The sequence below is a fragment of the Vibrio sp. 1978 genome, assembly GCF_033344345.1.
The window spans coordinates 1-904 of record NZ_JAWPOP010000229.1; the positions used below are offsets into that span (position 1 = coordinate 1).

At 44.1% G+C, this 904-nt stretch carries 1 protein-coding gene; it reads right to left on the reverse strand.

Translation table 11 applies throughout. The features are described from left to right. Positions 1–17: 17 nt before the first annotated feature. Positions 18–836, reverse strand: a complete 819-nt coding sequence (gene pabC / locus R8N49_RS25725) for an aminodeoxychorismate lyase (RefSeq protein ID WP_021484890.1) — start codon at positions 834–836, stop codon at positions 18–20. Positions 837–904: the final 68 nt, after the last annotated feature.

Here is a 904-nt window from a genome sequence, read left to right on the forward strand (position 1 = left end):
AGCCAACAGTTTTTTAATCACGTATTTAAATTCCCTTGCAGTCGTTGAGTCAGTTTTCCTATCGGAAAGACAGTTTTGTGGTTATTGGCGGCTGTAATGCTCGTGACAGGTGCAACACCTAGTAGTGAGTTGCACATCCATACTTCATCCGCAGAAAGCAGTTCCATCAGAGAAAAGTCCCCTACTTCAACTTCGGTATTATTGGCCTCAAAAAATTCAAGCACCTTGCGACGCATCACGCCTGCGACGCCAGACAAATTTAAGCTAGGCGTATAAACCTTGTTATCTTTAACCCAAAAAAGGTTTGCCATTGTAGTTTCAATGACATGATTTTGCACATTTAACGTCACTGCATCGGCAAAGTTAGAGTGCTCAATTTCAGCTTTCGCAAGCACTTGTTCTAAGCGATTGTTGTGTTTATGCCCTGCGAGCAAAGGCTGAATTCCGAGACGGGTTTCGCATACCCCCAGATTCACCCCATTTTGTTGCCAGTCGACATAATGGACAGGAAATGCAAAGTTCGAGATGGTCACCATTGGGCACTCAATGCCCTTAGTGCCATACCCTCTTCCACCGATTCCGCGGCTAATGTGAATTTTGATTCCAGCGTGTTCATCTTTCAGGGTAGCCAAGTGAGCCCACTCGGAAACTATACTCCAGTCAGGTAAAGGAATATGAAGTGTTTTGAGACATGCTTCCAAACGTTCAACATGCGCTTGCCAATACTCTAGCTCGCCGTTTTTAGTCTGGATAGTAGTAAAGCAACCGTCTCCATATTGAAAAGAGCGATCACCTAATGAAACCTGTGTTTGTGGAACTCCATTTACCCAAAACATTAGAACACCCTTAGGTTACAGACGACAAATAAAAGAAAACGGCTCAATGCTAAGCATCGAGCCGTTAG